This is a genomic window from Geodermatophilus arenarius (assembly GCF_042654585.1).
In the GTDB taxonomy this organism is placed as follows: Bacteria; Actinomycetota; Actinomycetes; order Mycobacteriales; family Geodermatophilaceae; genus Geodermatophilus; species Geodermatophilus arenarius.
In genome coordinates this window covers 75242-101160 of record NZ_JBHSGR010000007.1, presented here as the reverse complement: position 1 = coordinate 101160, position 25919 = coordinate 75242, and the positions used below count along the sequence as shown (strand labels likewise).

Annotated in this window: 30 protein-coding genes; 4 read left to right on the top strand and 26 right to left on the bottom strand. The window is 75.2% G+C overall.

The features are described 5' to 3' along the window. Positions 1 to 38: 38 nt before the first annotated feature. The 10 genes from ACFO3M_RS08460 to ACFO3M_RS08415 all read right to left on the bottom strand — a co-directional run bounded on the left by ACFO3M_RS08460 (position 39) and on the right by ACFO3M_RS08415 (position 7656). On the bottom strand, positions 39 to 1013 hold the full coding sequence (locus tag ACFO3M_RS08460) for a substrate-binding domain-containing protein (protein ID WP_387988134.1): 975 nt from the start codon (positions 1011 to 1013) through the stop codon (positions 39 to 41). A gap of 133 nt (positions 1014 to 1146) precedes the next feature. Further along, positions 1147 to 2364, bottom strand: a complete 1218-nt coding sequence (locus tag ACFO3M_RS08455) for a Gfo/Idh/MocA family protein (protein WP_387988133.1) — start codon at positions 2362 to 2364, stop codon at positions 1147 to 1149. A 94-nt stretch (positions 2365 to 2458) separates the two neighbouring features. After that, positions 2459 to 3394: an anti-sigma factor RsbA family regulatory protein gene (locus ACFO3M_RS08450; protein ID WP_387988132.1), complete on the bottom strand. Its 936-nt coding sequence runs from the start codon at positions 3392 to 3394 to the stop codon at positions 2459 to 2461. Further along, a complete protein-coding gene (locus ACFO3M_RS08445; protein WP_387988131.1) occupies positions 3391 to 4227 on the bottom strand; it encodes an MEDS domain-containing protein in 837 nt (278 codons plus the stop codon). The genes ACFO3M_RS08450 and ACFO3M_RS08445 overlap by 4 nt, the downstream gene beginning before the upstream one ends. A gap of 79 nt (positions 4228 to 4306) precedes the next feature. Next, positions 4307 to 4732: an ester cyclase gene (locus ACFO3M_RS08440; protein WP_387988130.1), complete on the bottom strand. Its 426-nt coding sequence runs from the start codon at positions 4730 to 4732 to the stop codon at positions 4307 to 4309. 7 nt (positions 4733 to 4739) lie between these two features. Beyond that, positions 4740 to 4886 (bottom strand): LapA family protein, encoded by a 147-nt coding sequence (locus tag ACFO3M_RS08435; RefSeq protein WP_387988129.1) that lies wholly within the window; start codon positions 4884 to 4886, stop codon positions 4740 to 4742. Positions 4887 to 5185: 299 nt separating this feature from the next. Further along, a complete protein-coding gene (locus tag ACFO3M_RS08430) occupies positions 5186 to 5641 on the bottom strand; it encodes an RDD family protein (RefSeq protein ID WP_387988128.1) in 456 nt (151 codons plus the stop codon). Between the two features lie 108 nt (positions 5642 to 5749). Continuing rightward, entirely contained in the window at positions 5750 to 6718 is a 969-nt protein-coding gene (locus tag ACFO3M_RS08425; protein ID WP_387988127.1) for an NADPH:quinone oxidoreductase family protein, read from the bottom strand. A gap of 90 nt (positions 6719 to 6808) precedes the next feature. Beyond that, the gene (locus ACFO3M_RS08420) at positions 6809 to 7312 is read right to left on the bottom strand and encodes a copper chaperone PCu(A)C (RefSeq protein ID WP_387988126.1); all 504 of its coding nucleotides are present in this window, start codon (positions 7310 to 7312) and stop codon (positions 6809 to 6811) included. A 92-nt stretch (positions 7313 to 7404) separates the two neighbouring features. After that, positions 7405 to 7656 (bottom strand): hypothetical protein, encoded by a 252-nt coding sequence (locus ACFO3M_RS08415; RefSeq protein ID WP_387988125.1) that lies wholly within the window; start codon positions 7654 to 7656, stop codon positions 7405 to 7407. Between the two features lie 93 nt (positions 7657 to 7749). Here ACFO3M_RS08415 and ACFO3M_RS08410 point away from each other — a divergent pair, with 93 nt between their 5' ends. Both ACFO3M_RS08410 and ACFO3M_RS08405 read left to right on the top strand, forming a co-directional pair. Further along, on the top strand, positions 7750 to 8322 hold the full coding sequence (locus tag ACFO3M_RS08410) for a GNAT family N-acetyltransferase (RefSeq protein ID WP_387988124.1): 573 nt from the start codon (positions 7750 to 7752) through the stop codon (positions 8320 to 8322). A 172-nt stretch (positions 8323 to 8494) separates the two neighbouring features. Next, on the top strand, positions 8495 to 9115 hold the full coding sequence (locus tag ACFO3M_RS08405) for a hypothetical protein (RefSeq protein ID WP_387988123.1): 621 nt from the start codon (positions 8495 to 8497) through the stop codon (positions 9113 to 9115). On the opposite strand, the gene ACFO3M_RS08400 is transcribed toward ACFO3M_RS08405, so the two are convergent. Continuing rightward, positions 9076 to 10281, bottom strand: coding sequence for a homogentisate 1,2-dioxygenase (locus ACFO3M_RS08400; RefSeq protein ID WP_387988122.1), 1206 nt, complete (start codon positions 10279 to 10281; stop codon positions 9076 to 9078). The genes ACFO3M_RS08405 and ACFO3M_RS08400 overlap by 40 nt on opposite strands. Before the next feature lie 87 nt (positions 10282 to 10368). Further along, positions 10369 to 11574, bottom strand: a complete 1206-nt coding sequence (hppD, locus tag ACFO3M_RS08395) for a 4-hydroxyphenylpyruvate dioxygenase (protein ID WP_387988121.1) — start codon at positions 11572 to 11574, stop codon at positions 10369 to 10371. Positions 11575 to 11729: 155 nt separating this feature from the next. Between hppD and ACFO3M_RS08390 the strand changes: the two genes are divergently transcribed. Continuing rightward, positions 11730 to 12227: an Lrp/AsnC family transcriptional regulator gene (locus tag ACFO3M_RS08390; RefSeq protein WP_387988120.1), complete on the top strand. Its 498-nt coding sequence runs from the start codon at positions 11730 to 11732 to the stop codon at positions 12225 to 12227. A gap of 25 nt (positions 12228 to 12252) precedes the next feature. Here the strand turns inward: ACFO3M_RS08390 and ACFO3M_RS08385 are convergent, their stop codons facing one another. Further along, complete coding sequence (locus tag ACFO3M_RS08385) at positions 12253 to 12738, bottom strand: universal stress protein (protein WP_387988119.1); 486 nt, start codon at positions 12736 to 12738, stop codon at positions 12253 to 12255. A gap of 259 nt (positions 12739 to 12997) precedes the next feature. Between ACFO3M_RS08385 and ACFO3M_RS08380 the strand changes: the two genes are divergently transcribed. Continuing rightward, positions 12998 to 13177 carry a hypothetical protein gene (locus ACFO3M_RS08380; RefSeq protein ID WP_387988118.1) on the top strand — a complete coding sequence of 60 codons (180 nt, stop codon included), beginning with the start codon at positions 12998 to 13000 and terminating at the stop codon, positions 13175 to 13177. Positions 13178 to 13277: 100 nt separating this feature from the next. Here ACFO3M_RS08380 and ACFO3M_RS08375 read toward each other — a convergent pair whose 3' ends face one another. From ACFO3M_RS08375 to ACFO3M_RS08315, 13 genes are all read right to left on the bottom strand, one after another. Beyond that, a complete protein-coding gene (locus tag ACFO3M_RS08375) occupies positions 13278 to 13655 on the bottom strand; it encodes an amphi-Trp domain-containing protein (protein WP_387988117.1) in 378 nt (125 codons plus the stop codon). Between the two features lie 444 nt (positions 13656 to 14099). Next, positions 14100 to 15209, bottom strand: coding sequence for an FAD-dependent monooxygenase (locus ACFO3M_RS08370; RefSeq protein WP_387988116.1), 1110 nt, complete (start codon positions 15207 to 15209; stop codon positions 14100 to 14102). Next, positions 15206 to 16471 carry an ROK family protein gene (locus ACFO3M_RS08365; RefSeq protein WP_387988115.1) on the bottom strand — a complete coding sequence of 422 codons (1266 nt, stop codon included), beginning with the start codon at positions 16469 to 16471 and terminating at the stop codon, positions 15206 to 15208. Before ACFO3M_RS08365 ends, ACFO3M_RS08370 begins: the two co-directional genes overlap by 4 nt. Before the next feature lie 26 nt (positions 16472 to 16497). After that, positions 16498 to 17415 (bottom strand): ThuA domain-containing protein, encoded by a 918-nt coding sequence (locus ACFO3M_RS08360; RefSeq protein ID WP_387988114.1) that lies wholly within the window; start codon positions 17413 to 17415, stop codon positions 16498 to 16500. After that, entirely contained in the window at positions 17412 to 18188 is a 777-nt protein-coding gene (locus ACFO3M_RS08355; protein ID WP_387988113.1) for a TIM barrel protein, read from the bottom strand. The genes ACFO3M_RS08360 and ACFO3M_RS08355 overlap by 4 nt, the downstream gene beginning before the upstream one ends. Position 18189: 1 nt before the next feature. Next, complete coding sequence (locus ACFO3M_RS08350) at positions 18190 to 19248, bottom strand: sugar phosphate isomerase/epimerase family protein (protein WP_387988112.1); 1059 nt, start codon at positions 19246 to 19248, stop codon at positions 18190 to 18192. Continuing rightward, positions 19245 to 19655, bottom strand: coding sequence for a C-glycoside deglycosidase beta subunit domain-containing protein (locus ACFO3M_RS08345; protein ID WP_387988111.1), 411 nt, complete (start codon positions 19653 to 19655; stop codon positions 19245 to 19247). Before ACFO3M_RS08345 ends, ACFO3M_RS08350 begins: the two co-directional genes overlap by 4 nt. Next, positions 19655 to 20647 (bottom strand): sugar phosphate isomerase/epimerase family protein, encoded by a 993-nt coding sequence (locus ACFO3M_RS08340; protein WP_387988110.1) that lies wholly within the window; start codon positions 20645 to 20647, stop codon positions 19655 to 19657. Before ACFO3M_RS08340 ends, ACFO3M_RS08345 begins: the two co-directional genes overlap by 1 nt. Further along, on the bottom strand, positions 20644 to 21609 hold the full coding sequence (locus ACFO3M_RS08335; protein WP_387988109.1) for a sugar phosphate isomerase/epimerase family protein: 966 nt from the start codon (positions 21607 to 21609) through the stop codon (positions 20644 to 20646). Before ACFO3M_RS08335 ends, ACFO3M_RS08340 begins: the two co-directional genes overlap by 4 nt. Further along, positions 21606 to 22580, bottom strand: a complete 975-nt coding sequence (locus tag ACFO3M_RS08330) for a sugar phosphate isomerase/epimerase family protein (protein ID WP_387988108.1) — start codon at positions 22578 to 22580, stop codon at positions 21606 to 21608. The genes ACFO3M_RS08335 and ACFO3M_RS08330 overlap by 4 nt, the downstream gene beginning before the upstream one ends. Next, entirely contained in the window at positions 22577 to 23545 is a 969-nt protein-coding gene (locus tag ACFO3M_RS08325; protein ID WP_387988107.1) for a sugar phosphate isomerase/epimerase family protein, read from the bottom strand. The genes ACFO3M_RS08330 and ACFO3M_RS08325 overlap by 4 nt, the downstream gene beginning before the upstream one ends. Before the next feature lie 108 nt (positions 23546 to 23653). Beyond that, positions 23654 to 25123 (bottom strand): MFS transporter, encoded by a 1470-nt coding sequence (locus ACFO3M_RS08320; protein WP_387988106.1) that lies wholly within the window; start codon positions 25121 to 25123, stop codon positions 23654 to 23656. After that, complete coding sequence (locus ACFO3M_RS08315; RefSeq protein WP_387988105.1) at positions 25123 to 25905, bottom strand: nuclear transport factor 2 family protein; 783 nt, start codon at positions 25903 to 25905, stop codon at positions 25123 to 25125. The genes ACFO3M_RS08320 and ACFO3M_RS08315 overlap by 1 nt, the downstream gene beginning before the upstream one ends. Positions 25906 to 25919 lie beyond the last annotated feature (14 nt).

Here is a 25919-nt window from a genome sequence, read left to right as displayed (position 1 = left end):
GGGGGGAGCCGGGCGGCCCCGGCTCCCCCCGAGCGGGGTTACCGGGTGTTGTTGGCCGCGTACTCGACGATCGGGCCGATGTTCTGCTCGTCGACGATCGACGGGCCGGTGAGGACGGGGCCGCCACCGCCGATGTCGTTGCCGTTAGTGATGTTCAGCCACAGGGCGGTGACGGCCATGTAGCCCTGCACGTAGGGCTGCTGGTCGACGGAGAAGGCGATGTCACCGTTCTGGATCGACTCGGCCACGTCGGAGTTCAGGTCGAAGGTGACGACCTGGGCCTGGCTGCCGGAGTCGGCCTTGGCCTGCTGCGCCGCCAGGGCGATCGGCGCACCCAGCGTGACGATGTGGGTGATCGCGGGGTCCTGCTGGAGCTTGGCCCCGATCGTCTGCTGCACCGCGGGCAGGTCGGCGCCGGGCACGTTGATGTTCTCGGTGTTGGCGAAGGTCTTCGCCACGCCGGCACACCGGGTCTCGAGCGCGACCTGACCCTGCTCCTGGATGACGCAGAGGGCCTTGCCGCCGCCCTCCTGGCCGATCCGGGTGCCGACGGTCTGGCCGGCGAGGTCCTCGTTGGACCCGAAGTACATCGGCACGCCGTAGTCGGCGTAGTCGTCGATGCCGGAGTTGAAGGCGACGACCGGGATGCCGGCCTCCATCGCCGACTGCGCCGCCGGCCCGACGGCGTCGGGGAAGGCGAGGGTGACCGCGATGCCGTCGACCCCCTGGTCCACGGCGTTCTGGACGAGGGTGGCCTCCTCACTCGAATCCGGGTCGTTCGAGTAGTTGAGCGTGAGGCCGTGGGCCTCGGCGGCGGCCTCCGCGCCGGCGCGGATCTTGTCCCAGAAGGTGTCCCCCGGCGTCTCGTGCGTGATCATCGCGATCGTGTAGTCGCCCTGGTCCGCACCGCCGCCCTCGTTCTGGGCACCGCCCTCGCTGCTGCACGCACTCGCGACCACGACCGTCGCGCTCACCGCCACCGCCAGCTGCAGCGACCTGCGGGTCCTCCTCATGGGCGTCTCCTCGTCGGGATGGCCACCCTCCTGGCGGCCGTCGGCCGGTCCAGACGCCGGACCCCCCGTCACGACGACGTCCTTATGTCTGGACATAGTGACATGTGGAATGTGACATGGGGCACCAGAGGCGTCAAGGGTCCGGCGTGCCCCCGACCGGGACCGCCCGGTCCGCGGGGACCGCCACCCGCTCCCCCCGGGCGGCGGACTCCGCGATCGCGTCCAGGACGTCCGCCGCCCGCACCGCGTCGGCCAGCGTCGCGCCGTGCGGCTCGCCGGTCGCGGCCGCCAGCAGCGCGTCGCGGGCCTCGACGACCTTCAGGTCGTCGAAGCCCATCGGGTTGCCGGGCCCGGGCTGGAAGGCCGCGTACTCCCCCGCCCCGGGACCGACCAGCACGGTCGCGACGGGCTGGTCCTGCGCGAGCGGGCCGCGGCTGACCTGCAGCTCGCCCATCCGGCGGAAGTCCCACGCCAGGCGCCCGGCGCTGCCGTGCACCTCGAAGCCGTAGGCGTTCTGCTCCCCCGCCGCCACCCGGCTGGCCTCCAGCGCCACCCGCGCGCCGGAGGACAGCCGCAGCAGCGCCGCGACGTGGTCGTCGTTCTCCACCGGCCCCGGGACGCCGCCGGCCGCCAGCGCGTGCCCCGACGTCGGCCCGGCCGGTCGGGGCCGCAGCGGCACGAACACCGCCGTGTCGGCGAGCACGGACTCGACCTCGTCGCCGAGCAGGTGGCGGACCAGGTCGACGGCGTGCGAGCCGAGGTCGGCGAGGACCCCGCTGCCGCCGCGGGCCCGCTCGTACCGCCAGGTCAGCGCCCCCTCCGGCGCGGCGGCGTAGTCGCTGAGGAAGGCGACGCGGGCGTGGGTCACCCGGCCGATCTCGCCGGCGGCGACCATCTCCCGCGCCAGGGCGACCGCGGGCACGTTGCGGTAGCTCAGCCCGACGACGCCCTGGACGCCGGCCGCGGCGGCCGCGCCGGCCACCGCGCGGGCGTCGTCGGCGGTCAGGCCGACCGGCTTCTCGATCCACAGGTGCCGGCCGGACCCCGCGACGGCGACGCCGATCTCCCGGTGCAGCCAGTTGGGCGCGGTGACCGACACGAGCTCCACGCGCGGGTCGGCGAGCACCGCCCGCCAGTCCGTGGTGGCCGTGGCGAAGCCGTAGCCGGCGGCGGCGGCCTCGGCGCGGCCGGGGACGTCGTCGGCGACGGCGACCAGCCGCGGGACGACGGGCAGGCCGGGGAAGTGGTGGCCGACCCGGGCGTGCGCCCGGGCGTGCACGGTGCCCATCCAGCCGAACCCGACGACCGCGACCCCGACCGGACGCCCGGTCCCCGGCCCGTTCCCGCCCACGGCACGCCCCCCTCGGCCCCGTGAGTGGGAGCGAGCGTAGGCCCGGACCGGCCCGCGGGGACCGCTCCGTGCCGTGGGGTCGGGAGCCGCCGGGTCAGGCGCGGAAGAACAGCCGGACCGTGGTGCCGGCCGGCCCGGTGCAGACGGCGGCGTCGTCGGCCAGGCTCCACGCCAGCCACATGCCGCGCGCGCCGTCGGCGGGGTCCGGGGGCACGTAGCCGAGCGTCGCGTCGGCCAGGCCGGGCCCGGCGTCGGCCACCTCGACGACGAAGGCGTCCCCGTCGGTCCAGGTCGACAGCTCCGCGAAGGGGGCGGCCCCCAGCGCGTTGACCAGCAGCTCGTGGGCGGCCAGGACGACGTCGCCCAGCCGCGCGCGCCGGCCGGCCGGCAGCAGCACGCTCAGCGCGCGGCGGCCCTGCCCCGGCGACGTCACCGGCAGGACGGGCGCGGCCTCGGGACGCGGGGTCCAGGCCGGCTGCGCCCGGTGCAGGAAGCAGGCCGGGTCCTCGTACGCCGGCTGGGGTGCCGGGGCGGCACCGTCCCAGGTGAGCGGGTGGGTGCGGGCGACGGCCGCAAGGACGTCGGCGGGCAGCCGCTGGGCGTCGTGCAGGCAGAGGCTGTAGTACGGCATCGTGTCGTAGCAGCGGTTGGCCACCGCCTCGAAGCGGCTCCACTCCCGCCCGTCCTCCCGGGCCAGCCACACGGGCTCGGCGGCCAGCCGCCAGCTCGGCGCCTCGGCGCGGAGGGCGCGCAGGTCGCGGTCGTAGGCCTGCAGCGTGCCGTGGCCGCCGCGCCACCAGGTCTCCGCGGCGGCGAAGACCGCCAGCCGGCCGAGGTCGGTCCCCAGCTGCCCGGCCAGCAGGCTGCGCACCCGCTCCCCGGCGACCACGAGCACCGGCTCGTCCCGGCGGAAGCCCTCGAGGACGAAGGGCACCACCCGCTCGACCAGTTCGGCGTCGGAGGAGAAGACGAACCCCTCGTGGGCGAGGCCGGTGCCGTCCCAGTCGCCGGTCGGGTGCAGCCAGGTCACGGCTGCTCCGGGGCCAGGCCGAACAGCTCCAGGCAGCGCCGCACGTTCCGGCGCGCCGCGACCGGCCGCAGGTCGATCCCGCGGGCGGCCAGCTCCCGTGCCGCGCCGGCCAGCGCCCGGGCGCCCGCGACGTCGAGGAAGTCGAGGTCCGCGAGGTCGAGCACCAGCTCGCCGGGGGTGTCGCCGGCGACGTCGACCAGCGCGGTCGCCACGTGCGCGGCCTCGGTGAGGTCCACCTCGCCGTGCAGCGACAGCCGGGGTCCGCGGCCGGACAGGTGCGCCAGCGGCAGCCGGTCGCCGAGGTGCTGCAGCGGGTGGAGGACGGCGACCGGCCCGAGGACCTCCGGGCCTACCGACGCGTCGTAGAGACACAGCGCGGTCATGGGGACCGCGGCCATGAGCTCGTCGGCGAGCTGCTCGTAGGCGTGCAGCAGGCGGCGGCCGGCCCGCCCGCCGCGGACCAGCTCGGTGACGTCCGCGGCCACCCGCAGGCCGGTGCGCCCGCCGGCGAGCGCCGCCCGCGTCGCGGCGCGGTAGTGCTCCACCTGCTCGGCCGGGGTGAGGCCGCCCGCGGCCGTGTAGCTGTCGCCGGTCGTCTGCAGGTCGAGCCGGCCGGCGGCGAACAGCTCGTCCCGGTGCGGCAGCCCCGACACCGCGGCCAGCAGGGCGGACCGCGAGGGGCCGACCACGACCAGCTGCTCGTCGCGCCGGTGCCCCTCCTCGAGGAAGGGCACGACCGCCGCGGCCAGGTCGGCGCCGTCGCCGAAGGACCAGCAGGCGTGGTCCCCCGGCCGGAGTCCGGTCGGGGTGCCCAGACCCTGCGGGGTGGTCACCCCGGTGACGCTACCCACCCGCGTCGCCGGTGTCAGGACCCGGACGGATCCGTTCCGGGGGCGCTCGCGGAGGCCCTGGTCAGGCGCGCACGAGGCGGACGGCGTCGACGGCGGCCAGCGCCCCGAGCTCGTCGGCGACCATCCAGACGTCGGCGATCCGGCCGCCGTCGAGGGTGAGGACGTCGACCACCCGCAGCCGCACGTCCCGGCCGGTGGGCGGGAGCGGGCCGGCCGCGGTCTGCAGCGGCCCCACCTGCCGGCCGCCCATCCGGAAGGCGACCACGACCCGGTCGCCGTCCTCGACCACGGCGACGACCTGCCGCTCCACCCGCTCGAAGGTGCCCTGCACCGCCCGGGCGCGGGCGACCAGGTCGGCGGCGGTCAGCGGCCGGCCGTTGACCGTGACGGGGTCGGTGTAGACCGCGCGGAAGGCCTCCTCCGCGGCGGGTCCGCCGGGCAGCGGGTCGGTCCACAGCCGCAGCAGCCGGTCGACGTCGAAGGTCATCGGCCCGTCACCGCCGGGTGCGCAGGATCGTCCCCAGGAGCACGCCGACCAGCAGCACGATCGTCAGGATCGGCCACAGCGGCGACGAGACGTCGACGGTGAACAGGTCGACGGTGACCCGGTCGCGGTTCTGCGGGATGAACGCGACCGTCACGACGGCGAGGACCGGCGCGAGGACCTGTGCTGGCCGGACCCGGCGCCGCGCCGGGCGGGACGACGGGGCGGCGGGTGGGGTCCTGGCGGGTGTCGTCGTGGCCATGGGGTCCTCCGCCGGTCGGGAGTGGCACGGTCGAGGCCGGACGCGCCACCGTCCCGTCGCGGCGGCGGGCCCCGCCTCACCCCGGGCGGACGAGGCGGGCCGTCGGGGACCGCGGCCCGTCCCGACCCTCCGCACCCGGGCCCGGGTCCGGGCACGCGCCGCCCGCTCGCCGAAGCCGCTGTGACCGGCGCCGGTCAGGTCCGGACGACCAGGGTGTGCGCGGCCATGTCCCCGAGCCGCTGCCGGCGGGGGTTGGACAGCACGACGACGAAGGCCACCAGGTAGCCGAGGAGACCGTCGACCACCCGCAGCACGGTGCGGATCGCCGCGGCGGCGTAGCCCGGCGGCGTGGCGCCCGTCCGCTCGTCGACGACCCGGATCCCGGTCGCCATCTTGCCCAGCGTCTGCCCGAGCGCCCCCTCCATGAGGACGAAGTAGGCGAGGGCCGCCACGGCGTAGAGCACGCTGGCCCAGGGCGGGGCGTCGGACACCCACTCCCACGGGCCCACCTGCTCGATGGAGTCGGTGCCCGCGGCCAGCAGGGTGAAGGCGGCGCCGACGACCACGCTGTCGATGAGCGTGGCGAGGACGCGCCGGCCGGTGACGTGGACGTCGGTGGTCGCGGCGTACGGGGCGGAGAGCGCCGTCATGGCTGCCTCCTGCGTCGGGTGCGGGACGGACCGCCCCAGCCTCGCGGGGTGGCCCGTCCCGTCCCCACGCCCGGACGGCCCGGGCGCGCGGGGCCCTTCGGCCCCGGGTCAGTCGCGCACGCGCAGCAGGACCTTGCCGGTGGCGCGGCGCTCGTCGAGCTCGGTGACCGCGGCCGCGGCGTCGGCGAGGTCGTGCACCGTGCCGAGCACCGGCCGGAGGCGGCCCTGCTCGAGCAGCGGCAGCAGGTCGGCCCACTGCTCGCGCACGAAGCCGGGGTCGCCGGTCCAGAACGCGCCCCAGCCGACGCCGACCACCGACACGTTGTTGAGCAGCAGCCGGTTGACCTTGACGGTCGGGATCTCGCCGCCGGTGAAGCCGAGCACCAGCAGCCGGCCCTCGCGGCCGAGGCTGCGCAGCGAGTCGGTGAACCGGTCCCCGCCGACCGGGTCGGCGACGACGTCGACGCCGCGGCCGCCGGTGAGCTCCTTCACCCGCTCGCGGAACCCGTCGGCGAGCACGACCTCGTCGGCGCCGGCGGCGCGGGCCACCTCGCCCTTGGCCTCGCTGGACACCACCGCGAGCACCCGCGCGCCGTAGGCCTTGGCGAGCTGGACGCCCGCCGTCCCCAGCCCGCCCGCGGCGCCGTGCACGAGCACCGTCTCGCCCTCGCGCAGCTGCCCCCGCCGGCGCAGCGCGAAGTGCATGGTCAGGTAGTTCATCGGCAGCGCGGCGCCCTGCTCGAAGGAGACGCCGTCGGGCAGCGGGAAGACGAAGCCCGGGTCGGCCGCGGCCACCTCGGCGAAGCCGCCGAAGCCGGGGAAGGCCGCCACCCGCTGCCCGGCGGCGAGCCCGCTGCCCTCCGGGGCACTGCGCACGACGCCGGCCACCTCGCTGCCGGGCACGAACGGCACCGGCGGCTTGAGCTGGTACTCGCCGCGGCTGAGCAGCACCTCGGGGAAGGTCACGCCGGCGACGTGCACGTCGATCACGACCTTGCCGCCGGCGTCGGGCTCGGGGACGTCGGCGACGGAGATGGCCGAGGGGCCGTCGAGGCTGGTGATCTGCGCGGCGCGCACGGGTCCTCCTGGAGGGCTCGGGAGACGGTGCGGCGAGTGTGTCAGAGCACGCCCGCGGCGCCGCCGGCCCGAGCCGGGTCCCCGCCGGCCCTACGACCCCGCCGTCCCGACGGGCACGTCCAGCTGCACCTGCCCGGCCTCCTGGAAGGCGAACGTGACCTGGACGGTGTCCGTGGTGGTGATGTCGGCGGTCACGTCGTCGAGCTGCATCCGGACCTGGCCCCGGGTCGCGTCGACCGAGCCGTCGGCGGGCAGGTCGATGCCGTCGGGGCTGCTGTCGCCCTGCTCGTCGAGCAGCGTGACCGACCCGGCCGCGGGCGTGCTCACCGAGACCAGCCGGTCGTCGGTGTCCCCGTCGTTGGTCAGCGCGCCGCGGAGGGCGACCGAGTCGCCGGCGGCGATCGTCGCGTCGGCGTCGAGGTACACGTCGCTGAGGGCCACCTGCCCGACCGAGCCGTCGACGCCCGGGGTGTCCGGCGTCTCCCGGGCGGTCTCCGCGTCCTGCCCCGTGCCGCACGCGGCGGCGAGGAGGACGAGGACCGCGGCGCCCGTCGCCGTCCCGAGGGGTGCGCGTGCTCCGGTCCGCTGCTCCACGGGCCCTCCTGACGCCGGCACGGACTGTGGCGTACCGGTCATCGTGCTCCGCGTGACCGCTCGCGCCCAGCGGGTCGCGCGCGGGTCCGGGCTCAGGCGCCGGGTGTGGCCTGCAGGTCCTCCCGCCGCCGGACGCGCACCGCGCGGAACGGCCGCCCGTGCGCCGGCTCCTCGACCCAGTCCACGGTGACCACCTGCCCGGCGCGCAGCGTGCCGCCGGCCGGGTCGACGGCGGCGGCGTCGGCCCAGCAGTCGCCGGGCAGGCCGGGCACCTCCACGACGGCGCCGCGCGCCTGCTCGTCCCAGCGGACCACGGTGCCGGTGGACGTCCCCCTGCGCGTCATGCAGCGAGGGTGCGGGCCGCGGCGCCCCGTGGCAACGACGTGCTCCCGCGCACATCCCGGACGGATGCGACCCGCGCGGGCGTTGTACCCGTCGTGAGCACCCCGAGCACGACCACCGAGCGGGCCCTTGACGCGGCCGGCCCGCTGACGGAGGCCGTCCTCGCCGACGGCACCCCGGCCCTGGTCTGGCCGCTGCTGGACACCGACGGCGAGGCGCTGCGGGCCGGCTACGCCGAGCTCTCGCCCGAGTCGCGGCGTTCCCGCTTCCTCACCGACCTGCCCGAGCTGTCCGACTCCCTCCTGCGGCTCCTGGTCGACGGCGTGGACGGCGTCGACCACGTCGCCGTCGTCCTCACCGCCTTCCCCGTCGACGGCGGCGCCCGCCCGGTCGGCGTGGCCCGGCTGGTGCGGTGGCCCGGCGAGCCGGAGACGGCCGACGTCGCGGTCACCGTGCTCGACTCCTGGCAGGGCCGCGGTGTGGGCCGCGCGCTGCTGGACGCCGTGCTGGCCCGCCGGCCCCGCAACGTCGTCCGGCTGCGCACGACCGTGGCCGCGCACAACCGCGCCTCGCTGGGGATGCTGCGCCGGGCCGGCCGGCTGACCGCGCGGCACGAGGGCGGGGGCGAGCTCACCGTCGAGGTGACCGACCTGCCCCCGGTCCCCTGACCCCGGGCGCGCAGCAGGCGCCGCTCGGCGCGCGCCGCGACCTGTCCGGTCCGGGCGACGCGCGGGCGGGCACCCCGGACGAGCCCGCGCGCGCCGGCCCGCCCACAGCGGCGGCGGTGCGCGCGACACTGGCCGCGCCGTCGCCGTCCGTCGACCGAACCGGTGGTGGACCGTGGAGAGGACCGACCGGCCCGTCGTCCCCGACGGGCTCCCCCGGCTCCGCGCCGGGTGGCACGCGTCGCCGGAGCAGGGCGCCTGTCTCATGGAGTACGTCTCGGTGCTCGCCGGGACCTCCTTCGACGACCACCCCCGCTGCACCGACCCCACCCTGGCCGCGCTGGCCCGGCTGGTGAACGACGCCTCCACCGACGACGGGCGGCCGCTGCTGGCCGCCTTCGCCCCCGCCCTGGCCGGCACCGCCCGCTTCCGGGACGCCCGCCGCACGGCCGCCGTCGTCGAGGGGGCGCTGCGGGCCGCCGACGCCGCGACGGAGCACCCGGCCCTGCTGCGCCGGCACCTCGCCCGCGCCGGGCGGCGGTGCGTCCGCGTCGCCGGCACCGGGCCGCGGGCGGGCCTCGCCCGGTGGCTGGACCCGCTGTACCGGCAGGGGCCGGGGCGCCACCGCCTGGAGGCGGCGGTCGCCGCGCTGTGGGACCTGCCCGGACCGCGGCGGGACGCCGCCCTGCGGGCCACGCTGGCCGCGGCCGTCGCCGCCGCCCGCGCGCCGGTGACCGGCGGGCCGGTCCCGTCAGCTCACGCGCCGGGTCCCCGGCCCGACCAGCTCCAGGCGTAGCGGCCGTCGTCGGAGGCGGTGCCGGCCTCGCCGAGCTCGAGCGGGCGGAAGGTGTCGACCATGACCGCCAGCTCGTCGAACCGCTCCGCGCCGAGCGACCGCTCCACCGCGCCGGGCTGCGGGCCGTGGCTGTGCCCGCCGGGGTGCAGCGAGACCGACCCCCTGCCGATCCCCGAGCCCCGGCGCGCCTCGTAGTCGCCGTCGACGTAGAACATGACCTCGTCGCTGTCGACGTTGGAGTGGTAGTAGGGCACCGGCACGGCCAGCGGGTGGTAGTCGACCTTCCGCGGCACGAAGTTGCAGATGACGAAGTTCGCGCCCTCGAACACCTGGTGCACCGGCGGCGGCTGGTGCACCCGCCCGGTGATCGGCTCGAAGTCCGCCACGGCGAACGCGTAGGGGTAGAGGCAGCCGTCCCAGCCGACGACGTCGAAGGGGTGCTCCGGCGTCACGTGGACGGTGCCGGCCAGCCCGCCGGGCCCGGGGCCGCGGTGCTTGACGTACACCTCGACGTCGGTGCCCTCGGCCAGCAGCGGGGCGTCCGGGCCGCGGAGGTCGCGCTCGCAGTAGGGCGCGTGCTCGAGGAACTGCCCGTAGCGGGACAGGTAGCGCCTGGGCGGCGCGATGTGGGAGTTGGCCTCGATCGCGTAGGTGCGCAGCGGTTCGTCGCCGGTGGGGACCCAGCGGTGGGTGGTGGCCCGCGGGACCACCACGTAGTCGCCCGCGCCGGCCTCCAGCGCGCCGAACACGGTCTCCACGGTGGCGGTGCCGCGCTCGACGAACACACACTCGTCGCCGACCGCGTTGCGGTAGTACGGGCTGGGCAGCGACGAGACGGCGTAGGAGAGGCGGACGTCGGCGTTGCCCAGCACCAGCCGTCGGCCGGTGACCGGGTCGACCCCCTTGGGCTCCTCCCCCGGGAACAGGTCGTGCAGCCTGAGGTGGCGCGGCACGAGCGGTGCGTTCGGCGTCAGGGTCTGGTCGGGCAGCTCCCACGGGCGGGCGTCGACCAGCGCCGAGGGCAGGCCGCGGTGGTAGAGCAGCGAGGAGTCGCTGGAGAAGCCCTCCTCCCCCATCAGCTCCTCGGCGTACAGGCCGCCGTCGGGACGCCGGAACTGCGTGTGCCGCTTGGGCGGGACCTCGCCCACCCTCCGGTAGAACGCCATGGTGGCCTCCCTGGTGAGGGACTGGAACCGCCACCCTTCAGGGGCCCGCGCCGAGCGGAGCGAGGCGTGGGGGGAAGGGTGGCCCTCCTAGAAGTTGCCGCGCTTCTCCTGCTCGCGCTCGATGGCCTCGAAGAGTGCCTTGAAGTTGCCCTTGCCGAAACCGAGCGAGCCGTGCCGCTCGATGAGCTCGAAGAACACCGTCGGCCGGTCGCCGGTGGGCGTGGTGAAGATCTGCAGCAGGTAGCCGTCCTCGTCGCGGTCGACGAGGATCCCGCGGGCCTGCAGCTCCTCGATCGGCACGCGCACCTCGCCGATGCGGGCGCGCAGCCCCGGGTCCTCGTAGTAGGAGTCCGGCGTCGCGAGGAACTCGACGCCCTCGGCGCGCATCGCGTCGACGGTGGCGACGATGTCGTCGGTGGCCAGCGCCACGTGCTGGGCGCCGGGACCGCGGTAGAACTCGAGGAACTCGTCGATCTGCGACTTCCTCCTCCCCACCGCCGGCTCGTTGAGCGGGAACTTGACCCGGTGGTTGCCGTTGGCGACGACCTTGCTCATCAGCGCGGAGTAGTCGGTGGCGATGTCGTCGCCGATGAACTCCGCCATGTTGGTGAAGCCCATGACCCGGTTGTAGAAGTCGACCCAGCGGTCCATGGCGCCGAGCTCGACGTTGCCGACGACGTGGTCGACGGCCTGGAACAGCCGGCGCGGGCGGCCGGGCCGCGGCCGGTGGGACGACGTCCGGGCGACGTAACCGGGCAGGTAGGGGCCGGTGTAGCGGGAGCGGTCGACGAGGGTGTGCACGGTGTCGCCGTACGCCCCGATGGTGGCCAGCCGGACGGTGCCGTGCTCGTCGGTGAGGTCGTGCGGCTCGGCGACGACGGTGGCGCCCTGGGCGCGGGCGTGGGCGACGCACCGGTCGACGTCGGGCACGGCGAGGGCGATGTCGACGATGCCGTCGCCGTGCGCGCGGTGGTGGTCGGCGCGGGGGCTGGCGGGGTCGTAGGCGCCGGTGACGACGAAGCGGGCGGCGCCGGAGCGCAGCACGTAGGCGCGGTGGTCGCGGTTGCCGGTCTCGGGGCCGGAGTAGGCGATCAGCTCCATGCCGAAGGCCGACTGGAGGAAGTGCGCCGTCTGCACGGCGTTGCCGACGACCCACACCAGCGCGTCCCAGCCCGAGACCGGGAACGGGTCGGCCGACTCGTCGTACTGCACCAGGCCGACCAGCTGCTCCAGCTGCCGCAGGTCGAGTCCGGCCAGGCGTTCCTCGTCGTTGAGGGTCTGCTCGATCGACACCGGAGGCCTCCTCTGCGCGGGGACGTGGGGAGAGCCCACTGCGGGAGGCCGTGCTGTGCAACCCTGACCGCAGGTGCTGGTCCGGCTGCACCGCTGGCCCAGCGGACCGGCCTGTCGACTGGGCAGACTGCACAGCTCGCGCCCCGGGAGGACGCATGACGCTCGACGCGCTGGACGTCGCGGTGCTGGAGGCGCTGCGGGAGCACCCCCGTGCCGGCGCGCTGGAGCTGTCCCGCCTGCTCGGCGTGGCCCGGGCGACGGTCACCGCCCGCGTCGCGCGCCTCGAGCGGTCCGGCGTCGTCACCGGCTACGGCCCGGACGTCGACGTCGCCGCGGCCGGGTTCGGTGTCCAGGCGTTCGTGACGCTGGAGATCGCGCAGGGCGCGATCGAGGCGGTCCGCGCCGACCTCGAGGCCATCCCCGGTGTGCTGGAGGCGCACGCGACGACGGGCAGCGGCGACGTCCTGTGCCGGGTGGGCGCGGCGTCGCACGAGGCGCTGCAGCAGGTGCTGGTCGAGCTCAACCGGTCGCCGTCGGTGGTCCGGTCGACCAGCGTCGTCGCGCTGTCGGAGCTGGTGCCGCGGCGGACCCTGCCGCTGCTGCGGACCGGGGCCGCCCCGGACGCCGGCCGCTCGCGGATGCCCCGCGCCTGAACGGGGGCCCGGACGCGCGGCGACGTCAGGCGGTGGCCTCCCCGGGCGCCGCGGTCCAGGAGAGCGGGCGTCCGGTGCCGGTGCGGACCACCGTCACCGGGCACGGCGCGTGGTGGACCAGCTGGTCGCTGGTCGACCCGAGCAGCAGCCCGGCGAAGCCACCGCCGCCCCGGGCGCCGACGACGAGCAGGTCCGCGCCCCCGGCCGCCTGCACCAGGACCCGGGCCACCGGGCCGTGGACCGCGTGCGTGCGCACTCGCACCGCCGGGTCGAGGCCGGCCGCGGCGACGCAGCGCTCCAGGTCGTCGCGCACGGCCTGCTCGGAGTCCTCCAGGGGCGGGACGTAGCCCGGTTCCCAGGTGGACGGCCGCGGCGCGGTGGTCAGGCTCCACGCCCGGAGCACGTGCAGCGGGAGTCCGGTCCGCCCGACCAGGCCGGCCGCCCACACCAGCGCCTCCTGGGCGCCGGCGGAGCCGTCGTGCCCGACCAGCACCCCTCCGTCGATGGTCACGGACTCGCACACCTCGGCCACCGGCCCGGTCCCTCCTCGCGATCGGTGCCCCGCACCCGCCCGCCGGTCGCGGGCGGCAGCGGCACCGCGGGGGGCAGGGGCACGGCGCCGTCACACGGGCAACTGCCCGCCGGCCCGCGGAGTTCCACGGACGGGGGCCACGGACGTCCCGCGGCCCCGTCGCGTCGTGGGGGGCGGTGGCCCGGCTGTCGGCCGCGCACGGCTGGGAGGCCGCCGGCGACCGGAAGACCGTCCGGGCGTGGCTCGGCTCCCCGCCGCCCCGCTGCTGCCGCCGGCCGAGCGCGTGCAGCGGGCCACCCAGCGGGCCCGCGACCTCGGCCGGCTCCTCGCCGACACCGACACCCGGATCGCCGCGACCTTCGACCGGCTGACCGCCGAGGCGGTGGAGCGCGGCCGGGCCGACCGCGCCGCCACCTAAGGCACGGTCGCCCGGGTCATCCGGCACCACGCGGCGCAGGGCCGGCGGGCCGCCCGCCGGCCCTGACCCGCCGCCCGCGCCGACCGCACCGCCCGCGCGGTCAGGCCGGCGACGAGCGGCGTTTCTCCGGCTTCGTCCGGGTCTCCGGTGCACTCCGCGGCGCGGGAGGAGCCGGCTCCGCCCAGCTCTCCGCGGCGGTCGGCACCTCCTCGTCCGCGCGGTCCTGCTGCGCGGCGGAGGCCGCGCCGCGCGAGGTCGGCCACGTCAGCTCCAGCTCCAGCTCGATCTCGTCGCCGTCGACCTCCACCTCCAGCTCGCAGCGGAGCCGGTCGCCGACCGACAGCTCGACGGTGCTGGTCCCCAGCCGGACGGCGACCTCGCCGTCGTCGGACTCCAGACCCTCCGCCAGCGACCGGAGGAGGCGGGCGACCTCCGGGCGGCTGAGCGTCAGTTCCTGCTCGATCTTCACGTCCGCCACGGCCCTCTCCGTCCTCCCCGGGCGCGCCGCACGGTGCACCGCACCTGCCGACCACGGTGGCACGCCGGGCCGGCGGCGTCGACGGTCCCGGGACCCGGCATCCGGACGATCCGGTCCCCCATCCCTCCGGGATGAGTCCGGCGTGACGACCGCAGCGGGACCGTGTCGGGCATGGACGCAGCAGTGCGTACGACCCCTCGCAGGAGCGACTCCAGGATCACGGGGTGGCACCGGGACGCGGCGCGCTTCCTCGCCGGCTGCATCGGCACCGGAGCCGTGCTCGGGGCCGCGGTGGCCGCCGTGCGGGCACCGCACGGCTGAGGCGGCGGGCACCGGCGGCGCCGGGGTGGTCCGCCGGCCGGGGTCGTCCCGACGGACGGGATGTCGCCGGTCGGGGACCACAGGTCGGGACGCCGACGCGCGTGCGCGAGCTGTGGGTGCCGGTCAGAGGGGCCGGGCGAGCTCGGCCAGGACCCGTCCGGTCAGGCGTCCCGGGAGCGCCGGGTCGGCGGGTGGGCGCTGCTCCCACTCCCCCAGCCGCACGGAGGTCTCGACGACCAGCCGGCAGCGGTCGAACCGCCGCTCCCCGAACCCGAGCAGGACGGCCGGCACGTCGTCGTCCTCGGCCAGCACGTCGGCGAGGACGACGGAGTCCTCGATCGCCAGGCCGACGCCGTAGGCCATCTGCGGCGTGGTGGTGTGGACGGCGTCCCCGACCAGCACCGTCCGGCCGCGGGACCACGGCAGCGGGACGAGCAGCGACTGCAGCGACCGCACGTCGACGTCGTCCACGCGGTCCGCGACCAGCGGCACTGCGCCGCCGAAGGGGCGCAGGCGCTCGCGGAAGGCGGCGGCCAGCCGGTCGGGGTGCGGGCGCTCCACGCCGCGGTCGGGCTCCAGCAGCCAGACGTAGAGCGAGGAGTCCGACACCGGGACGACGCCGACCTTCCCCCGCTCCGGACCTCCGTCGAGCATCGAGTACCGCGTCACCTCGGGTGGCCGCGGGGCCGGCGCGCGCCAGATCAGCTGCCCGTTCGGCCGGGGCTCGGGCGCGGCCGGCAGGACCAGGGCCCGGGTGCGCGAGTGCAGCCCGTCCGCGCCGACGACCACGTCGACGACCTCGGTCGTACCGTCGGAGAGCCGGACCTCGACCCGGTCCCCCCTGTCGGCCAGCGCGGTCACCGTCGTGGCCGGCCGCAGGTCCGTGCCCGAGGCGGTCACCGCGGCGACCAGGACCTCGCCGAGCGCCGCCCGCGAGATGGCCACCGAGGCCGGCCTCCCCTCGAGCAGGGACGGCGGCCTCAGCACCGTCCGCACCGTGCCGCTCGCGTCGCACAGGTCGATCTCCTCGTGCGCGCGGCCCCGCTCGAGGCAGGCCTCGAGCAGCCCGAGGGAGTCCAGCGCCCGCAGCGGCGCGCTCTGCAGGACCAGCCCCGGACCCGACGGGCGGATCACCGGGTGCGCCTCCACCAGCACCACGTCGGCTCCCCGGCCGGCCAGGGCGACCGCGGCCGTGCACCCGGCCGGTCCGGCGCCGACGACCAGGGCCCTCACGTCGCCGCCTGCAGTCGCGGCGCCGCGGTCCGGGGCGATCCGGCGCCCAGCCACAGCGGCATCACCGACGGCCGGAACAGCGCGTCGACGACGAGCAGCGCGCCGCCGGTCGTCCCCTCGCGCGGGTCGAGGGAGGAGGTGCGGACGGTCAGGGCGCGGGCGGCCAGCTCGATGGCGCCGTCGTACACCGCGCGCTCGAACTCCGCGAAGAACTGCGGACCGGACCGCAGCACGCCACCGCCGAGGACGAGGGTGCCCGGGTTGGCGAAGTTCACGATGCCGGCCACCGCGGTGCCGGTGACGCGCCCCGCCCGGGCCACCGCGGCCCGGGCGGCCTCGTCGCCGGCGGCGGTGGCGGCACCGATGTCCTCCCCGGTGATCCGACCGGTGCGCGCCAGGCACTCGGCCAGCACCGGGCTGCGGCCGGCCCGCGCCTCCCCGGTCAGCCGCCGGACCAGCGCCCAGCCGCCGGCGACCGCCTCCAGGCACCCGGTCTTCCCGCACCGGCAGACCGCGGACGGGTCGTCGGTCACCCGCACGTGGCCGATGTCGCCGGCGGCACCGCTGTCCCCCCGGTGCAGCCGCCCACCCGTGACCAGGGCACTGCCGATGCCGGTGGCCACCTTGACGAACAGCAGGTCGCGGCGCTCGCGGGGTGTGCCGCGTTCCCACTCCCCCAGCGCCATGAGGTTGACCTCGTTGTCGACCCAGACCGGCGCGTCGTACCGGACGCCGAACCGGGTCCGGACGTCGGCGCCGTCCCAGCCCGGCATCATCGGCGGGGCGATGACCCGGCCGGTCGCGACGTCGACCGGCCCGGGGAGGCCGACGGCCACCCCCCACACCGGCCGCTGCGGCACCGCGGCCAGCAGGTCCCCGAACAGCGCCTCGACCCGGGACAGGACGCGCTCGGGCCCGTCGCGGACGTCGATCCGCTCGAACCGGTGGGCGAGTCCGGTGCCGGCGAGGTCGCTGACCGCCGCGTGCAGGGACACCGCCCCCAGGGACGCCGAGAGCACCAGGCCGGCCTCGGTGCGCAGCCGCACCGCCCGTGACGGGCGGCCCCGGCTGCCGGTGGCGAGGGGGTCGACCTCCGCGAGCACGCCGAGGTCGACCCCCTCGCGCAGCCGGTCGTTGACGACGGTCCGGCCCAGCCCGGTCACCGCCTCGAGCTCCGGCCGGGTGACCGCGACGCCGGTGCGGACGAGGTCGACGATCTGCGCGAGGACGAGGACGTCGCGCGCCGACGGCGGCCGGGTCACGGGCCCTCCTGGAGGGGGACGACGGGTCAGTGCCGGGCGGCGGCCGCGGCCGCGGGGGTGGCCCGGTCGAACCGCGACGGGTCACCGGCGTAGTAGGGCCACACCCGCCACCGCGCCGCGCCGGTCCGCTCGGGCGGTCCGAGTGTGACCTGCCCGGTGGCCGCCCACTCGACGCCGCGCACGAGCAGCGTCATGAAGGGGACCTTGCGGAAGGTGTCCCAGTCGTGCCCGAGGACGATGCTCACGCTCCGCCCCGCACCCCACTCGTTGGCCCACGCCAGCGGCTGGTCGGTGTCCATGCCGGGCAGGTCCTCGATCCCGCCGGGCGGGATGTCCACCGGGGTGTGCGCGTTCGGCCAGCCGGCCCGCCGGTAGGTCGCCACGTCGTCGAACACGGTGAGCAGGACCGTCGCCGACGGGTCCATCCGCGCGCCGGTCAGCACGTCGTCGTTGACCACGGACCACTCCGCGGGCAGGCCCTCGGTGATGGCGTGGCGCGGCTCCGGGAAGCGGACGGTCACCTCCGCCTGGGGGCGGGGGCGCAGGCCCGTGGTCCTGCTGAGCGTGGCCCCCCGCATCCGGTCGAACTCCTCGGGCCAGCCCCACTCCGGCTCCTGCACGGAGGAGCCGTGGAACCACAGCACCCCGCGGCCCTCGTCGCGGACGAAGCGGATCAGCGCCTGCTCGGTGGTGTCCCCGAGCCGCTCGGCCGGCGAGTGGTAGTCGTCCCGGCCCTCGTACATGACCAGGACGACGTCGAAGCGGTCGAGCAGTTCGTCGCCGACGCCGCGGAACTCCTCGAGCACCCGGACGCGGAACCGGCCGGTCGACTCCAGCAGCGCCGTCAGCATGCCGGTGTGGTGCCGGAAGCTGCGGTGCTCGTTGTCGTGCTCGACGGTGACCCGGCCGGTCGCGATGAGGACGTCGAGCTTGTCCCCGCTCACGCCTGCGCCGCGACCGACCGGATGTACTCGACCGACCTCGTGGTCTCGACGGTCGGGAAGTACTCGAGACCGATCGGGCCGTCGTAACCGGAGGCGCGCAGGACGGCCAGCTGGGCGGGCCAGTCGACGGCGCCGCTGCCGGGCTCGCCCCGGCCCGGCGCGTCGGCGAGCTGCACGTACTTGACGTGGCCCGCGGCGTTCGCCAGCTCGGTCGCCGGGTCCTCGCCCTGGGCGATCGAGTGGTAGAGGTCGTAGAGGATCCCGAACCGGTCGCTGCCGATGGCGCGAGCGACGTACACGGCGTCCTCGGTGCGGTCGGTGAGCGCGCCCGGGTGGTCCACCCGGGAGTTGACCGGCTCGAGGACGAAGTCGACACCCGAGTCGCTGTGCCGCTCCACCGCCTCCCCGTACATGTCGATGATCACCTGGTGGTTCCGCTGCCGGTTCATGCCCGGGAAACCCACGCCCGAGGCGAGCACCACGCGCGGGCAGCCGAGGAGCTTCGCGTGCTCGACGGCGACGTCCAGTCCCTCGTGGGCCGGCGCGAGGTCGGTGCCCGGGAAGGTGAAGCCCATCCGCGGGCCGGCGAGCAGCGAGGTCAGCTGCACGCCGGTGTCGGCCAGCGCCTTGCTCAGCGAGTCGAGGTCCTTGTCGGTGGAGAACCACATCTCGACGGCGTCGAACCCGGCGGCCGCGGCGGCGCGGACCCGGTCGCCGGCGTCGGCACCGGCCTCGGTGAAGAGCAGTTCGATGTTGGCGGAGAGCTGGTACACGTCAGGAGTCCTTCTCGGAGAGGGCGGCCGTGATCGACCGGCGGATGAGGTCGTGCTGCTTGCGGACGAGGTCGACCGGGTCGGCCTCGTCGAGGTCGGCGAAGGCGTGGCCCTCCCACTCGCTGGAGAAGAAGCCCGAGTACCCGCCGCGGACGAACTCGCGCACGATCGCCGGGTAGTCGATGGCCGGCTCGTCGCCGTGCTCGTCGATGTCGTAGAACTTGGCGTGCACGTGCGTGATCTGCGGCATGATGTCGGCCCACTCGGCGGGGTCGACGTGGCCGTGCATGTTGAACGCCAGCCGGGCGAAGGAGCCGAGCGACTCCGGGGCGGTGCCGCGGGAGTGCAGGTACTCGACGAACTCCCCGTGGCGGGCGTTGATGTCCGCGTCGGTGGCCCAGATCCGCTGCAGCTCGTCGAGGTCCTGCTGCGCCAGGCCCATCCTCCCGAGCTTGCGCAGGATCGTCGGCGACATGGCGCGCATGGTGGAGCTGAAGTCGGCGACGAAGCCCAGCCGCTCCGAGCCGATCTCCGCGTACGTCTCGCGGATCTCCAGGACCTTCGGCGAGTTCGGCCCGAGCGGGGCGTGCAGCTCCCAGCCCATGGTGAGGTCGAGCTCCTCGGCCACCGGCAGCAGCCGGCGGATCAGCTCCGGCTTCGCGCTCTGGATGCGCACCAGCGGGAAGCCGAGCGCGTGCGCGCTGCGGAACTGGGCGACGGTGAACTCGAACTCCTCGTCCGGCGTCATGTCCCGGTCGCGGCGGCGGCCCGTGTCGAGGTTGCAGCCGAACGAGCTGGGCACGAAGCCGTGCCGGTCGAACGCGTCCCGCCAGTCCCGGACGAACTCCGGCGTCACCTCCGGGTAGGTGCGGATCGTCTGGGAGGCGACGATCTCGATCCCGGGGCCGATGCCCGCGGCGTCGACGACGTCGAGCAGGCCGGCCAGGTCGTAGCGGCCGGCGGCCCACTCGCTGGTCAGCGAGTAGAGCGTGAGCCCGAGCGTGATGCCGCTGCCCGGCACGGCGGGCTCCGCGGCAGGCGCGGGAGCGGTGGCGGTCATCGGGCGGCTCCGTGCGCGATCAGGGAACGGCGGTCGCGGGCGTGGTTGGTGACGTACGTCGTCGGCGCGATCTGCATGTAGGGCAGCCGCAGGTCGACGGTCACCTCGACGTCGACCTCCTGCCCCTCGGCCGGCGGCTCGTCGAGCGGGACGACGACCACGAGCCGGTCCTGGACGAACCAGAGGACGTCCCACTGCTCCCGGAGCTCGCCGACCCCGAGGACCCGCTCCCCCAGCTCGACCCGCAGGTCGTCCTCGGGGACCGCGCGGCCCTCGACGGAGACCGCGATGTCGCTGACGCTGGACAGCCAGAGGCTGCGGTACCAGGGCAGGGTGAGCGCGATGCCGAGGCCCTCCGGCCGCCGGACCAGGCTGTCGGCGGTGAGGACGGTGTCGCCGGTGGCCATCAGGAGACCCCCTCCGGTGCGGCGCCCTCCACGAGCGGCCGCAGCTCGCGCTGCACGAGGTAGCCGGCGAGCAGGGCGCTCGCGGCCGGGTGCGGGCTCTGGTCGCTCTCCACGACGATCCAGCCGGAGTACCGCGCCGCCAGGAGCGCGCGGGTGACCGCGGCGAAGTCGACGAGGCCGCCGTCCACGCCCGGCTCCCCGAACCAGCGGGGCACCTCGCGGACGCCGCCGCGGGCCCGGACCGTGTACTCGGCGGCCGGCTGCAGGTACTCCTCCTCGGCGTCGACGGCGAGGGCGTCCTTGAACTGGACGTGCCGGATCCGGTCGCCGTGCTGCTCGATCACCCGGACCGAGTCCACCCCGGCGACGGCGTCCTCGCCGGTGTCCACGGCGAGGCCGACCAGGTCGGGGTCGGTGCGCGCCAGCAGCCGCTCGAGGGCGTCGCCGCGGCGCAGCGCGGACAGGAAGTCCACGTGCAGCGCCGTCTCGACGCCGTGCTGCCGGGTGGTCCGGGCGACCCGCTCCCAGCAGGCGGCCAGCCGGCCGATCGCGTCGTCGTCGAGGGGCTCCGCCGCCCCGGCCGACGGTGCCGGCCGGACGAGCAGGACCGATCCGCCGAGCTCGGCGAGGGCCGCGGCGAACTCCCCCGCCCGCTCGGCCAGCGCGGGGGCGTCGTCCGCCGACAGCGGCGACAGCGGGCCGGTCAGGTGCTCCGTCGAGCGCTGCATCGGGTCCCACGCCCAGCTGGAGACGCAGTCGACGGCGCAGTCGGTGAGGAAGGCGCGGAAGCCGGCGAGGGAACCGAAGTTCGCCTCCAGCTGCTGCGGGTTGCCCAGCGGCTCCCAGCGGCCGCTGCCCGAGGTGAGCTCGACGCCCTCGAACCCGGCGATCGAGAGGGTCTTCAGCGCCCGCTCGTGCTGCTCGCGGCGGACGAAGTCGTCGAACTGGGGCTTCCACTGGTTGATCGCGTAGGACCACCGGACGCCGCTCACCGGTAGATCTCCTCGAGGACGTTCTTCGCGTACCAGCGGGAGATCGCGGTGCTCTCGGAGTAGTCGCCGCCCTCCTTGTTGGCCTTGTCGTGCTCGACGGAGATCCAGCCGCGGTACCCGTTGTCCCGGACCGCGGTCATCATCGCCTCGAAGTCGACGAGCCCGTGCGGGGTGCCCATCTCGTAGAACCACTTCCCGGTGGTCGGCGCCATGATCTCGGAGTCCGGCCGGTGCCGGTGGTCGTCCCCGGTCGCGACGTTGCGGGTGTCCTTGAAGTGGAAGCCGCTGACCCGGTGCGCGTGCCGCCGGTACAGGGCCACCGGGTCGACGCCGGCGATGCAGTGCTGCGCGGTGTCGACGAACAGCGACACGTACCGCGGGTCGGTGTGCTCGTAGAACAGCTCGATGTCCGGCTCGCTCTGGATGCCGCAGAAGAACTCGTGGTGGCAGGTGAGCCGGACGCCGTGGCTCGCGGTGATCTCGCCGACCTTGTTCCACAGCTCCGCGGTGGTCTTGATCTTGTCCGCGGTGACCGGCTCCATGTCGTAGTACAGCGTCGCCGGCATCACGATGATGTTGTCGAGCCGGATCTCCGACCAGCGGCCCATGGTCACCCGGAAGTCCTCGAGGATGTTCTCGTGGGTCTCCGGCAGGTGGGGCGCGTAGTTCCGCAGGTCGTAGTCGGCGGCGTGGAAGGTGTTGACGATCCGCTCCAGGCCGTGGTCCTGGACCATCTCCTGGTACTTCGCGGGACCGCCGTAGTCGCCGAGGATCTGCCAGATGCGGAAGTCGAAGGTGTCGATGGCGTCGAAGCCGGTCGCCTTCACCTGCTTGAGGAACGCCGACATCGTCCTGTGCGAGTGCCACTGGTCGACCGGCCCCGAGGGCCCGTTGCTGCGCCAGTGGTCCATGTAGCTCCACTTGACGCGCCGCTCGCCGGCGTCCGTCCCGGGTGCGCTCATCGCTTGGCCACCCCCAGCTCGTGCTGCAGGTACCAGCTGTTGAGCATCGCCAGCTCGGCCGGGTTGCCGCCGTGGTCGCTCTCGACGACGACCCAGCCGGGGAAGTCCCGCTCGCGCAGGGCCGCGACGAAGCCGGGGACGTCGACCAGCCCGCCCTCGGTGCCCAGCTCGAAGAACCAGCGCTCGATCCGCCGTCCGGCGCCGCCCTTGAGCATCGTGCTCTCGGCCCCGGGCATGAGGTACTCCTCGCCGGTGTCGGCGTAGCGGGTGTCCTTGAGGTGCACGTGGGTCACCCGGTCGGCGTGCTCGCGGTAGAAGGCGACCGGGTCGATGCCGCCGATCGTGAACTCGGCGGTGTCCAGGGCGAGGCCGACGGCGGCCGGGTCGGTCGCGTCGAGCAGCGCCGTCAGCTCGTCGGCGGTGTGCACGGCGCCCAGGCAGTCGTAGTGCAGCGCCAGGCCCAGGCCGGCTGCGGACGTCAGCTCGCCGATCCGGTTCCAGACGTCGCCGACGACCTTGATCCCGTCGGCGCCGAGCGGCGGGCTCATCCAGGCCGAGCCGACCGGGCGGACGACGAGCTGCTCCGCGCCGACGCCGGCGAGGAAGTCCACGAACGGCTTCGCCCACTCGACGATCGCGTCGTGGTCGTCCGGGTCCGCCGTCGAGCGGAAGGCGTACCCCTCCTCCTCCTCCGCGGGCGCCTGCGGGTCCCAGAACATGCTGGAGACGCCCCGCACCTCCGCCCGGCGCAGGAAGTCGAGGAAGCCGGCGTGGCTGCCGTGGTTGAGCAGGATGACCTCGGGGCGGCTGATGTTGTCCCAGCGGCCGGTGCCCGACGCCAGCTCGACGTGGTCGAACCCGCAGGCGGAGACGGTCTTCAGCGCGCGCTGCTGGTCCTCGTGCCGGACGAAGACGTCCAGCCGGACGTTCCACTGGTTGAGGGCGTAGGCCCAGCGCAGGGTGTCCCTCATCGCGCGCTCTCTAGTCCGCGGCGCGCCTCGGCCTCGGCCTCGGCGAGCACGTTGTCGATGTACCACTTGGCCACGGCGGTGGCCTCGGCGTAGCTGCCGCCGCCGAGCTCGGCCTTGTCGTGCTCGACGGTCAGCCAGCCGTCGTAGCCGGAGGTGACGATCTCCTTCATGAGCGTCGGGAAGTCGACCAGGCCGCCCTCGCCCATCTCGTAGAACCACCGGGTCACGTGCGGCGCCATCAGCTCCGGGTCCGGCGGCGTGCGGTAGGCCTCGTGCTCGTCGACGTTCCTGGTGTCCTTGAAGTGGAACCCGGTGCAGCGGTCCCGGTAGTCGCGGAACAGCTGGATCGGGTCGACGCCGGCGATCGTGTGCTGGGCGGTGTCGCAGAAGAAGAAGACGTACTCCGGGTCGGTGTACTCGAAGAACAGCTCGAGCTGCGGGCGGGTGCGGATGGCGCCCCAGAACTCGAAGTGGCAGGTGGTCTTCATCCCGTGCTCGAGGGTCAGCCTGCCGACCCGGTTCCACAGGTCCGCGACGACCTTGATCGTGTCGTCGGTGACCGGTTCGGTCTGCCAGTGGGTGGACGTCGGCATGACGATGAAGTTCTCGACGCCGGTCAGGCCCTCGCAGGTGCGCAGGGTGTTCGTGCAGTCGGCGACGATCCGGTCGTGCGTCTCCCGGACGTGGGGCGCGGTGTACCTCGTGGCCGACGGGTAGGCGGAAAAGATCCCGGTGATCTTCTCGAACCCGTTGTCCTGCAGGAACCGCTCGAAGCCCGGCACCGAGCCGTACATCCCGGCGAGCGCGTGCAGGTAGAAGAAGAAGGTGTCGAAGCCCGTGAAGCCCAGGGCGGACAGCTGCTTGACGTACCGGTCCATGTAGGCGCGGTTGAACGACGGGGGCTGCGGCCCCTGCGGCGTCTCCGTCACCCAGTGGTCCATGTAGGACCACTTGGTCCATGCCACGGTCGGTTCCCCTCTGCCGGAGCCCGGCGGGTCATTTATGCATGTTCTGTACAGAAATCGTGGCGACCGGTGACCTGCGGCACAAGCTCATCCGGTCGATGCCCGGCATCAGCCGGGCTGATGCCGCCCCCTGCGCCGGCCCGGCAGCGCCAGGCCGAGGAGGCAGGCGGCCAGCAGCAGGACGGTGCCGCCAAGCAGGCCGGCGGCGAACCCGCCGGTCAGGGCGGCCTCCCCGGGGTCACCGGCCGACGCCGTCCGCGCGGTCGCCAGCGCCACCAGGGCGGCGAGCCCCACGGCGCTGCCCACCTGCTTGGCCGTCGTGAGCAGGCCCGAGGCCAGGCCCGCCCGGTCGCTCCCCAGGCCGGAGGTGGCCGTCACGGTGAGCGGCAGCCCGGCGATGCCGAAGCCGGTCATCGCCAGCACCAGCGGCACGAGGACGTCCCGGGGATAGGAGCCCTCGACGTCGATGGCCGACAGCCAGACGAGCGCGGCCGCGCTCAGCAGCGTCCCCAGGAGGAACACGCCCCGCGGGCCCAGCGGGTCCAGCAGGCGGGGGGCCAGCTGCGCGCCGAGCGCGATGCCCACCGCACTCGGTGCCAGCGCGAGCCCGGCCGTCAGCGGGTCCAGGTCCCGGACCTGCTGCAGGTACAGGACGAGGAAGAACATCATCGCCGGGAGGACGCCGCCGGTCAGCGCGGCCAGGCCGTTGGCCACCGACACCGGCCGGACGCGCAGGACCGACAGCGGGACCACCGGCTGCGGCACCCGGCGTTCCACCACCACGAAGGCCGCCAGCGCGGCGACCGCACCGCCGAGGCAGGCCAGGGCCGGTCCCGACAGCCAGCCCCGCTCCTCCCCGAGGATCACCGCGGCGACGAGCAGGGCGGTCCCGGCCGTCACCGACACCGACCCCGGCAGGTCCAGGCGCCCCCGGGTGTGCCCGGGCGGCCGGCCGGCCAGCGCGCCGGCCGCCGCGACGACGAGCAGCGCCCCCAGGGGGACGTTGACGAACAGCACCCACCGCCAGCTCAGCAGGCCCGTGAGCACGCCGCCGATGACGCCTCCCAGACCGCCACCGGCGGCGGCCGCCGCGGTGAGCAGTCCGAGCGCCCGCGCCTTGGCCCGCGGGTCGGGGAACCCGGTGGTCACCAGGCTCAGCGTCGTCGGCACCAGGACCGCGCCACCCACGCCCTGCACGAAGCGCGCCGCCACCAGCTGCCAGCCCTCCTGGGCCAGACCACCGGCCAGGCTGGCCACCGAGAAGATCGCCAGCCCGGCGAGGAAGGCCCGCCGACGGCCCCAGAGGTCGCCGACCCGGCCGCCGAGCAGGAGGAAGCCGGCGAAGGTGAGCGTGTAGCTGCTCACCACCCACTGCAGGCCGGTGGCCGAGAGGCCGAGGCTCTCCTGCATCGGCGGGAGCGCGACGTTGACGATCGAGGTGTCGAGCACGCAGATGAACTGCGCCGCGCACGCCACCGCGAGGACCAGCCCGGGTCGCCGGACCTCGCCGGCGCGCGCGACGCCGGGAGCAGGGGACGCCGCGGGGGCGTCCACCTGCTCCGGGGTCGCGGCGCCCACTACTTGAACGTGTCCTCGAACTCGGTGTACGGCGTCGGCGGCACCGGGTCGAGCGTCTGCGCCCGGTCGTTGGCGTACGGGTGGTAGACGGTCTCCACCGGCTCGTCGACCGGCGGCAGGAAGACGGGGACGCCGTCGTCGCCGAACCAGGCGAGCTGCGAGTCGTGGCTCTCCTGGTTGTCCTTGGCGAAGGAGATCCAGTCCCGGTTGAACGGCGCCCGGGCGACCTCGTAGCAGCGGAAGTGCCAGATCCGCCACTCGCCGTCCTGCTTGACGAAGTCGACGCCGTACTTGCACCACACCCAGTGCGCCCACACCGGCTTGCCGTCGACCTCCCCGCCGGAGAAGACCCACGGCGGGACGCTCTCGGCGACCTCGGGGTCCATGAGCCCGGACTCCAGGCCGGCCATGATCCAGATGCCCTTGGCGGTCTGCCCGTCGGCGCCGACCTCGATGACCGGGGTGGTCGCGTAGTGGAACAGCAGCTTGCCGACCGGGCGCGGGCGGCCGCGGTGGTAGGCGGTCACCGACTCGTAGGTCGTGTAGCGGCCGACGTTGTTGTAGCGGGACCACATGCCGGGGGTGCCCGGCTTCGCCCAGAGCTCGGCGATGATCCGCTCGTCCTCGTAGGCGTTGTGGTAGTGCATGTAGCGGTTGAAGACGTTGTCCACCGCGCCGCGGTCGGCGGCGCGGGTGGCCTCCCGCCGTGTCTGCTCCAGCTGCTCCTGCAGCTCGTCGACGCGTCGGGCGAGTGCCTCGACGGAGGTCTCCGTGGTCGTCATGCCGGCTCCTGTCC

Coding starts and splice junctions, on each gene's coding strand:
- ACFO3M_RS08460 (WP_387988134.1), bottom strand. CDS start 1,013: ATGAGGAGGACCCGCAGGTCGCTGCAGCTGGCGGTGGCGGTGAGCGCG.
- ACFO3M_RS08440 (WP_387988130.1), bottom strand. CDS start 4,732: ATGACCTTCGACGTCGACCGGCTGCTGCGGCTGTGGACCGACCCGCTG.
- ACFO3M_RS08430 (WP_387988128.1), bottom strand. CDS start 5,641: ATGACGGCGCTCTCCGCCCCGTACGCCGCGACCACCGACGTCCACGTC.
- ACFO3M_RS08415 (WP_387988125.1), bottom strand. CDS start 7,656: ATGACGCGCAGGGGGACGTCCACCGGCACCGTGGTCCGCTGGGACGAG.
- ACFO3M_RS08400 (WP_387988122.1), bottom strand. CDS start 10,281: ATGGCGTTCTACCGGAGGGTGGGCGAGGTCCCGCCCAAGCGGCACACG.
- ACFO3M_RS08390 (WP_387988120.1), top strand. CDS start 11,730: ATGACGCTCGACGCGCTGGACGTCGCGGTGCTGGAGGCGCTGCGGGAG.
- ACFO3M_RS08350 (WP_387988112.1), bottom strand. CDS start 19,248: ATGACCGCCACCGCTCCCGCGCCTGCCGCGGAGCCCGCCGTGCCGGGC.
- ACFO3M_RS08345 (WP_387988111.1), bottom strand. CDS start 19,655: ATGGCCACCGGCGACACCGTCCTCACCGCCGACAGCCTGGTCCGGCGG.
- ACFO3M_RS08335 (WP_387988109.1), bottom strand. CDS start 21,609: ATGAGCGCACCCGGGACGGACGCCGGCGAGCGGCGCGTCAAGTGGAGC.
- ACFO3M_RS08330 (WP_387988108.1), bottom strand. CDS start 22,580: ATGAGGGACACCCTGCGCTGGGCCTACGCCCTCAACCAGTGGAACGTC.
- ACFO3M_RS08315 (WP_387988105.1), bottom strand. CDS start 25,905: ATGACGACCACGGAGACCTCCGTCGAGGCACTCGCCCGACGCGTCGAC.